The 6,536-nt window shown below is 59.1% G+C and carries 8 protein-coding genes; 5 read left to right on the top strand and 3 right to left on the bottom strand.

What is annotated here, in order from left to right:
* The 3 genes from secG to VGL70_18080 form a co-directional block, all read right to left on the bottom strand.
* Positions 1-275, bottom strand: a 275-nt coding sequence (secG, locus tag VGL70_18090) for a preprotein translocase subunit SecG (GenBank protein ID HEY3305436.1), incomplete at its 3' end; no start/stop codon positions are given.
* A gap of 12 nt (positions 276-287) precedes the next feature.
* Complete coding sequence (gene tpiA, locus VGL70_18085; protein HEY3305435.1) at positions 288-1,040, bottom strand: triose-phosphate isomerase; 753 nt, start codon at positions 1,038-1,040, stop codon at positions 288-290.
* Complete coding sequence (locus VGL70_18080) at positions 1,037-2,209, bottom strand: phosphoglycerate kinase (GenBank protein HEY3305434.1); 1,173 nt, start codon at positions 2,207-2,209, stop codon at positions 1,037-1,039. The genes tpiA and VGL70_18080 overlap by 4 nt, the downstream gene beginning before the upstream one ends.
* Before the next feature lie 98 nt (positions 2,210-2,307).
* Between VGL70_18080 and tolQ the strand changes: the two genes are divergently transcribed.
* From tolQ to pal, 5 genes are read left to right on the top strand one after another with little or no spacing between them, the layout of a single operon-like run.
* A complete protein-coding gene (gene tolQ / locus VGL70_18075) occupies positions 2,308-3,045 on the top strand; it encodes a protein TolQ (protein HEY3305433.1) in 738 nt (245 codons plus the stop codon).
* Between the two features lie 59 nt (positions 3,046-3,104).
* Positions 3,105-3,530: a protein TolR gene (tolR, locus tag VGL70_18070; protein HEY3305432.1), complete on the top strand. Its 426-nt coding sequence runs from the start codon at positions 3,105-3,107 to the stop codon at positions 3,528-3,530.
* Complete coding sequence (tolA, locus tag VGL70_18065) at positions 3,531-4,454, top strand: cell envelope integrity protein TolA (GenBank protein ID HEY3305431.1); 924 nt, start codon at positions 3,531-3,533, stop codon at positions 4,452-4,454.
* A 4-nt stretch (positions 4,455-4,458) separates the two neighbouring features.
* On the top strand, positions 4,459-5,781 hold the full coding sequence (tolB, locus tag VGL70_18060) for a Tol-Pal system beta propeller repeat protein TolB (protein HEY3305430.1): 1,323 nt from the start codon (positions 4,459-4,461) through the stop codon (positions 5,779-5,781).
* A gap of 21 nt (positions 5,782-5,802) precedes the next feature.
* Entirely contained in the window at positions 5,803-6,369 is a 567-nt protein-coding gene (gene pal / locus VGL70_18055; protein HEY3305429.1) for a peptidoglycan-associated lipoprotein Pal, read from the top strand.
* Positions 6,370-6,536 lie beyond the last annotated feature (167 nt).

The raw sequence follows: 6,536 nt of genomic DNA, 5'->3' as shown, positions 1-6,536 counted from the left end.
TGCGGAACCGACTGTTCCGTGCCGGCATCAAAGACACTGGACGCCGGCTTTTTGCCGGAGAAATATCCCAAGGTCAACGATGTTATCATGAATACGATCGCCATTCCGGTCGTGAGCCGCGTGAGAAAATTGCCGGCGCCGCTGCTGCCGAAGATGGTCGAGCTGGACCCGCCGAAGACGGCGCCCATGTCGGCCCCTTTCCCGGTTTGCAGCAGCACGACCAGGATGAGGCCGATGCTGACGATGATGTGAATGATCGTTACGACCGTAATCATTGTTCTGCCATATTAAAAAGCGCGCGCGATGCCGAGAAAACTCTCCGCCTTGAGACTGGCCCCGCCGACGAGGAAACCGTTTACGTCGGGAACCCTGGCCAATTCCGCCGCGTTGTCCGGGTTGACGCTGCCGCCGTAAAGAATGCGGCAATCTTCCGCTGCCGGATTGCCGCGAAGACGACGCAAAAGATCCCGTATCCGGACGTGCACCGCGGCGACCTGCTCGGGCGTGGCGTTCCGCCCGGTGCCGATGGCCCACACCGGCTCATAGGCGACGGCGAAGTTTTTTATAGCACTTTTGCCCAACCCCTTCAACGCGGCTCGCAGTTGGCGGCCGATCACGGCGTTGGTTTTTTTTCTTTGTCTTTCCTGCAGCGTTTCTCCTACGCAAACGATCGGTGCGAGGTCGACGCTCAGAGCAGCGGCTATCTTTTTTCCTACCATCCGGTCGGTTTCATGAAAGAGACGGCGGCGCTCCGAATGGCCGATGATGACATACTCGCACCCCAGCTCTCGCACCATGATGGGGCTGATCTCGCCGGTGAACGCGCCTTTCATTTCCCAATGAATATTTTGCGCGCCGAGCCGGACGGCGCTGTCTCTTATGACAGCCGAAACGGTAGCAAGCGCGGTAAAGGGCGGTGCGAGAACTATTTCCACGCCGCCGATTCCGTTCCCTCCATTCACAACCTCGCGCGCCAGTGTCGCGGCCTCGGCCTGGGTGCCGTGCATCTTCCAGTTGGCGACCACCAACGGAGCTTTCATCGGCTCACCTCGAGCGCCTCGATCCCCGGCAATTTTTTTCCTTCGAGAAATTCGAGCGTCGCCCCGCCGCCGGTCGATAGATGCGTGATGCGCTTCTCTACGCCCGCCGCCATCACCGCCGCCACCGTGTCTCCGCCGGCGACGACGACGACCGCGCCGGAGTCCGCGAGGGCGCGGGCAATATCGAACGTCCCGCCGCTGAAATTCTTTTCCTCGAACAGCCCGATGGGACCGTTCCATAGGACCATTTTAGCCTTGCGCAGCTCGCGGATGAAAAGCTCCCGCGTCTTCGGCCCGATGTCCAGGCCCATCAAATTTTCCGGGATGCTCTCGCCGGTCGCGACCGGGTTCTGGTCGCGTCCTTTGGCCGCCACGTGATCGACGGGCAGCAATAAGGCGATTCCCGACTTCGCCGCCTGCGCGATCAGCTCGCGCGCCAGATCGACGTGCGCCTCTTCGACCAGCGAGCGACCGATCGAGACGCCTTTGGCCTTTAGGAACGTGTAGGCCATGCCGCCGCCGATCAGCAAGCCGTCGAGCTTGGGCATGAGGTTTTTGATCACGCCGATCTTGTCCGAGACTTTGGCGCCGCCCAGGACGGCGATGAACGGCCGCTCGGGAGCGCCGAGCAGCTTGCCGAGATAGTCCAGCTCTTTTTGCAGGAGAAGACCGGCGCCTTTTTCGCGCACGAACGCGGCCATCCCCGCGGTGGACGCATGCGCGCGATGCGCCGCGCCGAAGGCGTCGTTCACGTAAACTTCGGCGAGAGAAGCGAGCTGCCGCGCAAAGCCGGGATCGTTTTTCTCTTCTTCCTTATGGAAGCGGAGGTTCTCCAACAAAACAATCCGTTGGCCCGGGTCTCGAGCGAGCGCCTCGACTTCGGCGCCGACGCAGTCGGGCGCGAGCGTGACCGGAGACGAAAGCAACTTCTCCAGCGCGTCGCCGACCGGCGCCAGGCTCCACTGGGGATCTCTTTTCCCGCCGGGCCGTCCCAAATGAGAGGCGAGGAAAAGTTTTTCGGCTTTGCCGAGAACGAAGCTGAGCGTCGGCAGCGTGCTCTCGATGCGGTGCATCTCCGTGATCTTGCCTTGCTGGATCGGGACGTTGAAATCGGCGCGGACGAAAACCTTTTTGCCGGCGAGATCGAGGTCTTTTAATTTGCGGATCATGTCGATGAAAGCGCCCCCTCGATCGTCTAATACATAAAAATGGCGGCAGGACTTTATTTGATTAGATACAGAGGTTATAATCGTTTTTCAACGGACTCATGATGCCTTCCTTGTGGCCGCTTCAATTATTGGCGCAGAACGATTTGCCGGTCCTCCAACAGCACGGGATCCTGGATTTGGTCAGAGGATCGGGTGCTCTGGTCCAAGGGGTGCTCTATCTCTTGATCTTGTTTTCGGTGCTGAGCTGGGGAATCATTTTTTCCAAGCTCAGTCAGATGCGCCGGGCCAAGAGCGAATCGGAAAAGTTCATCGAAATATTTTGGGACAGCCGGAACCTCGCGTCGATCCACGACGCCAGCCGCGATCTCAAATCCGGTCCCGTGGCGCAGGTGTTTCGCGCCGGCTACGAGGAGCTGCTCCGGGTCTCGCGCGGCAAGTCCTCTCCCGGCGAAGGGCTGACGACGGAGTTGGGCGGCGTGGACAACGTCGCGCGCGCGATGAAGCGGGCGACGAGCGTCGAGATCACGAAGCTCGAAAAGGCGCTCACGTTCCTCGGGACCACGGCGAGCACGACGCCGTTTATCGGCCTCTTCGGCACGGTCTGGGGAATCATGAACGCGTTCCGCGGTCTCAGCGCGACGCATTCTTCCAGCATTCAGGCGGTCGCTCCCGGCATCGCCGAGGCGCTGATCGCGACGGCGGCCGGCCTGGCGGCGGCAATCCCCGCGCTGATGGCCTACAATCATTTCGTTCAGCGGATCAAGGTCCTGACTTCGGATATGGACAATTTCTCGCACGAGTTCTTGAATATCGCGGAGCGGCACTTTTTGAAATAAGTAAAAAGGCAAAAGTAAAAAGTAAAAACACAAGGCAAAAGCAAGGAGGAGTTCGGTTTATGGCGATTGATACTTCGTCACAGCAGGGTGGATCGACCACGATCTCGCAGATCAACGTCACTCCACTCGTAGACGTGATGCTGGTGCTGCTCGTGATCTTCATGGTCACGGCGCCGATCCTTCAGCAGGGCGTGCAGGTGAATCTGCCACAGGCTAAGGCCGGCGCGATCCCGGGAAAAGAGGAGCAGCTCGTCGTTGTCGTCAACAAGAACGGCCGCGTTTATCTCAACGACACCGCGATGAGCGTCTCGGACCTGGGACAGAAGTTGCGCGCGATTCGCGGGATCAAGGCGGACAAAGAAGTTTTTCTCCGGGCGGATCAGGACGTGCGCTACGGCGTCGTGATGAAAGTGGTCGAGACGATCAAGCAGGCGGGCATTCAAAAAGTCGGCATGGTGACGCGCCCGCCGCAAGAAGGAAGTTAGATGGCGAAGACTCATCTGGATCCCCTGCCGGTTTCCGGAAGGCCATCCGATCACCGCGACGGCGGCGGACGGGTGTGGCGCTGGGTTTTCTTTTCGGGAGTGGCCCACGCCGTGCTCATCGCGGTTTTGTTGATCGTGCCGTTTTTGCCGAGCAAAGCTCCGAATTACCCTGTGTACACCGTGGATTTAGTCGGCGGCGAGAAGCTCGGCGGCGGAGCGGGCACCTCGGTCGCGCCGGCGCCCAAGGCGAAGTCGGTTCCGGAAGTGAAGGCTTCGCCGGAGATAAAAGAAGCCAAGAAGGAGGCCAAAAAAGCCAAGGAAGAGGTTCGACCGAACCCCGCCGAGCTGAAGGAGACCAAGAAAAAACTTCCGGACAGCCGCGCCGAGATGGCATTGGCGGCAAAGGCCAAGAAGGAGAAGGAAGAGGCGGAGGCGGAAAAAACCAGAGAAAAGCTCAAGGAGCTGAGGGAGAGACGGATCGCAGAGGCTTTGGAGGCGATCCGGAGTCGCGCCAAATCGCAGGAACAGAGGGAACAGCAGCAGCAGCAAAAGGCGGCGGCGACCAGCACCGCGACCGGCAAAGAACCCGGCGCCGCGGCCCTGGGCGCGGGAGGCACCGGCGGAGGAATCGCGCGAGGCGCCGAGTTCGTAAGATATTTTAACGAGATGCGCGAGCGGATCAAAAGCGGCTGGACCTGGGCGGGAAGGAGAACCGACCTGGTGGCGTCGGTGCGTTTCAGCATTCAGGAAAACGGAGAAATTGTAGGGCTGAAACTGGTCCGCGGTTCCGGCGATTCGTCCTACGATGACTCGGTGATCCGCGCGCTGAGAAAAGCCAATCCACTCCCTCCGCCTCCCGAGAGCCACCGCGAGGAATTTACCGACGTGGAACTGGCTTTTACTCCGAAGGAGCTGGGGGGGTAATCCGATGCTTCGGAGAGCGACGCTGGTTATTTTTACTTTGCTGCTGGCGCAGGCTTTCTCCGTTCGGCCCCTTTCACCTCAGGTAAAAGGAACGATCGAAGGGCAAACCGGCCGCCGTTATCCCATCGCGATCTCGCCGCTGAAAAACCTGGGCGCGAGCGATAACAATCGCAGGATTTCGGAATCGGTCGCGGATGCCATCGGCAACGATTTGAATCTCTCGGGCTGGTTCCGCGTTTTGGACCGCTCGGCTTTCATCGATGATCCGCAGCAAAGCGGAATCACCTTAGAAACTATCAACTTTAAAAACTGGTCCACCCTCGGCGCCGAGAGTTTGGTCAAAGGCGGTTTCAGCGTGCAGGGAGACGACCTGACCGTCGAGCTTCGCCTGTTCGACGTGTATCAGTCCAAACAACTGGTCGGCAAAAAATACACCGGCAAGGTCCGCGATTCCCGCCGCATCGCGCACAAGTTCGCCGACGAGATCATCAATCAGTTTACCGGCACTCCGGGCCCCTTCAACTCGCGCATCGCCTACGTCTCGAAAGCCGGCGGCAGCCTCAAGGAAGTCTACGTCTCCCATCTCGACGGCAGCGAAAAAAGCCAGATCACCAACAACCGCTCGATCAATCTTTCTCCCGCGTGGAGTCCCGACGGCCGGACGGTTCTTTATACTTCTTACAAAGACGGAGTGCGGGGTCTTTTCCTGTATGATCTGACGACGGGAAGGGAGACTCGAATCTCCGACCGCAGCGGCTCGAGCATCGGCGGAAAATGGTCGCCCGACGGACAAACGATCGCCGTATCGTTCGAGCGCGGCGGCAACACCGATCTCTATTTGCTGGACCGCAGCGGAAAAATTCTCAGACGATTGACCGAAGACCGCGGCATCGACGTCTCGCCCTCGTGGTCGCCGGACGGCAATCGCCTGGCGTTCGTTTCCAATCGCAGCGGCAGTCCACAGATTTATATTATGGATCTCGGCAGCGGCAGCGTCCGAAGGCTTACGTTCTCGGGGTCCTATAACACTTCGCCGGACTGGTCGCCCAAGGGAGACAAGATCGCCTATACGAGCAGAGTCGCCGGGCGCTTCCAGGTTTTTACCATTTCCGTACAGGGCGGAGAACCGCAGCAACTCACCTCCGGCTCCGGAGACAACGAAGACCCTTCCTGGGCGCCGGACGGAAGATTTCTCGCCTTTGCGTCGAATCGCGGCGGCGGACGTTATCGTCTTTACATCATGCGCGACACCGGCGAAAACCAGGCTACATTGACAGCCTCCGGGTCTGATGATACAAATCCTTCATGGTCTGCGCGCTTGGAATGACTTGAAATGAAAGGAGAAAAAATGTTCGATCGGGTAAACACGCTGCTTTGGGGAACCGCCTTTTTGGCATTTCTTTTCGTCATAGGAGGCTGTCCAAAGCCTACTCCCACACCCCAGGGTGACGCAGCTTCCCAAGGCACGGCGGGTGGAAAAGGCCAGCAACAATCCAAGACCGGCGAGTCCACTACGCGCGGCGGAAGTCTGGAAGATGCGAGCAAGGGCAAGCTTCCGGTCAGCGATGGTCCGCTGAAAGAGGTTTATTTCGCTTATGACAGCTTCGATCTGCGTCCGGACGCGCGCGCCACGCTAAAAACAAACGCGGACTGGCTCAAAGCCAATCCGGCCGCTCGGGTCGAGATCGAAGGCCATTGCGACGAGCGCGGCACGAACGAGTACAACCTGGCGCTCGGCGCCAAGCGCGCGCAGGCGGCGAAGGATTATCTGATCACCTTGGGGATACCGGCTGCGCGGTTGTCCACGATCAGCTACGGCGAAGAGCTTCAGGTTTGCAAAGAGCAGACTGAGGACTGCTGGCAAAAAAACCGTCGCGACCGTTTTGTGGTCACCGCCGGACGTCCGGCTTCCTAAGAATCTTCGGCAGGAATCTTTGCCGGTTACCCTTCGACGCGCCTGTCCTGAGCGAAGTCGAAGGGCTCAGGGTCGATCGCTCGACTGAGGCTCACGACTCGAAGTCCTGAGTTTATCGAAAGGATCGAGTTTCAAGTCAACTTGAGCCTTGAACTTGAAACAGCGCA

This window comes from Candidatus Binatia bacterium, from assembly GCA_036504975.1.
GTDB lineage: Bacteria > Desulfobacterota > Binatia > UBA9968 > UBA9968 > JAJPJQ01.
Note: the sequence above shows the minus strand (reverse complement) of the source record. Positions and strands in the feature narration are given on the sequence as shown.

Excerpts from the sequence above, each read along its gene's own strand:
- VGL70_18080 (HEY3305434.1), bottom strand. The coding sequence starts at position 2,209 with ATGATCCGCAAATTAAAAGACCTCGATCTCGCCGGCAAAAAGGTTTTC.
- pal (HEY3305429.1), top strand. The coding sequence starts at position 5,803 with ATGTTCGATCGGGTAAACACGCTGCTTTGGGGAACCGCCTTTTTGGCA.
- tolQ (HEY3305433.1), top strand. The coding sequence starts at position 2,308 with ATGATGCCTTCCTTGTGGCCGCTTCAATTATTGGCGCAGAACGATTTG.
- tolA (HEY3305431.1), top strand. The coding sequence starts at position 3,531 with ATGGCGAAGACTCATCTGGATCCCCTGCCGGTTTCCGGAAGGCCATCC.
- tolB (HEY3305430.1), top strand. The coding sequence starts at position 4,459 with ATGCTTCGGAGAGCGACGCTGGTTATTTTTACTTTGCTGCTGGCGCAG.
- tpiA (HEY3305435.1), bottom strand. The coding sequence starts at position 1,040 with ATGAAAGCTCCGTTGGTGGTCGCCAACTGGAAGATGCACGGCACCCAG.
- tolR (HEY3305432.1), top strand. The coding sequence starts at position 3,105 with ATGGCGATTGATACTTCGTCACAGCAGGGTGGATCGACCACGATCTCG.